This window comes from Mesorhizobium sp. M1A.F.Ca.IN.020.04.1.1, from assembly GCF_003997315.1.
Classification (GTDB): domain Bacteria; phylum Pseudomonadota; class Alphaproteobacteria; order Rhizobiales; family Rhizobiaceae; genus Mesorhizobium.
Genome location: NZ_RZSN01000347.1, coordinates 1 through 2,189, shown reverse-complemented (window position 1 = coordinate 2,189; position 2,189 = coordinate 1). Strand labels below are relative to the sequence as shown.

Annotated in this window: 1 pseudogene; it reads left to right on the top strand. The window is 69.5% G+C overall.

Annotation, left to right across the window (positions count from 1 at the left end):
* Window positions 1-2,189, top strand: a pseudogene (locus EOA49_RS31675) (SPOR domain-containing protein); the annotation flags it as partial.

Here is a 2,189-nt window from a genome sequence, read left to right as displayed (position 1 = left end):
CCTTCTGCATCGGCACCGGTTCCGCCGGTTGCGGCAGTCGACCCGGCTAAGCCGGCCGCAGGCGAGCGCAGCCTGGAAGACGAACTCAATGCGCTGCTTGGCGCCATGACGGCGCGGCCAATTCCGGTTGCGCCGGTCCCGGTTGCTCCTGTTCCGGCCGCCGCATCGGCACCGCGGTCGGTCGTTCAGCCGGCTGGCGATACCGACCAGAAGGCTGGCGTGGGCGATGAGCTCGATTGGGACCTCGACGCACGCAACGAGCCCGCCTACGGCACGCAGATCGCCCAGTCCGCCGATGCCGATCTCGATAGGCTGCTCGCCGGCGAACTCGACCGGCAGGGCTTCGAAGGCGCGGCTTCCGAACAGGATGCCGAACCCAGCATAGATTTCGATGACGAGGCTTTCGACGCCGCCTTCGCCAAGGGCATCGAGATGGATGCGCCTGTCGCGCCTGCCGAACCGCCAAAGTCGTGGAGCCGCGTGACCCCGGTCGCAGCGCCGGTGCACGCCTCTTATGTCACGCAGCCTGCGGCTACGGCGCCGCAAACCGCGGCCCCTGCCTACGAACCGGTGGAGGATTATTCCGCATACGCCAAGCCGGCGCCGCAGATGCCGACGCCTGCCTATCGTGCGGAGCCGGCGAAGGACTATGCCGGTTACGCCACGCCGGCCCCGGCGCCGCAGATGTCGGCGCCTGCCGATCGTGAGGAGCCGGCGAAGGACTATGCCGGTTACGCCACGCCGGCCCCGGCGCCGCAGATGTCGGCGCCTGCCTATCGTGAGGAGCCGGCGAGGGACTATTCCGCTTACGCCAAGCCAGCCGCGGCGCCGCAGTCTCGCCAGCAGGAGGAAATGCCCGATGTCGAGACGGTCGACGTGCCGGAGCGCGTGGTGGCGTTGGCCGACGACCTCGACATTCCGGAGCTCAGCTTCGAGGAGGATCAGCCTGCGGCGCCTGCCTATGACGATCTCGATGCCGAGTTTGCCGGCCTGCTTAGCGAGATGAACGCAACCGAGATCGCTCAGGCGCCTGTGCAGAGCCGGGGCTATGAGGACGACTCCCACAATGCCGGACTCAAGACCGGCTACGACCGCCGCGAGTTGCGGGCCGAGACGGCCGCTGCACCGGCGACCCTGTCCTATGCCGCAGCTGCAAGCCAATTCGATGCAGACGATTTGCCCGGCAGCCGGCCGGTCTCGCAGGCGGACGACTTCGCCGTCGACGAACTTGACTACGATCCTGAGCTCGACGAAGCGATGACTGTGCCCGGCTTTGCCGAGCGCGAAGCCGCGAAGCCGCGAAGCCGTGGCATGATGCTTGCCGCGCTCGTCGGCGCCGTTGTGGTCGCGGGCGGTCTCGGCGCTCTCGCCTTCTCCTTTGGCGGCAAGGGCGGCAGCGAAGCGCCCGTGATCGTGAAGGCGGACAATTCGCCGATCAAGGTCAAGCCGCAAAACCCGGGCGGCACCGTGGTGCCGAACCAGGACAACAAAGTCTATGACGCCGTGGCCAAGGGTGGGGCGGCCAAGCCCGCCGAACCGGCGCAGCAGAAACTGGTGACCAACACCGAGGAACCTATCGACGTGGCGTCGAAGGAACCGGCGCAGAGCCGGATCGTCGACCTTTCGCCTGACGACACCGACGCCGCGCCTGGCACCAACTCAGCCGGCAATGCGGCCGCGGCAGCGCCGGTTCCGGACACAGCAGCTCCGGCCGCAGCCGCGCCGGCACCGGCCGCAGCCGCGCCGGCACCGGCCGAAGCAGCGCCGGCTCCGGAAGCCGCAGCGCCGGCACCGGAGGCCGCAGCGCCCGCACCGGACGCAGCAGCGCCGGCTGACGCCCAGGCCGCCGCCCCCGCAACCCCACAGCAGGCCGCTCCGGCCCCGAAATCGGAAGACCGCATCGCCCAGGTTCTGCAGGAGGCAGACAAGGGGACCAACAACGATGTCGTCGCCGTGGCGCCGCGCAAGGTGAAGACCATGATGGTGAAGCCTGACGGCTCGCTGGTTCCGCGCGAGGATCCGGCTCCCGCGCCGCAGGTCGCGGCAACCGAACCGACCGATCCGGCGCCGCAGCACGTCGCTTCCGCCGGGCAGGGCGATGCCCAGCCGACAGGCGCCGTCACGCCGGCAACCGATCAGGCTGCCGACCAGGGCGGTGATGACCAAAGCGCTGCCGCCGCGGTGAAGCC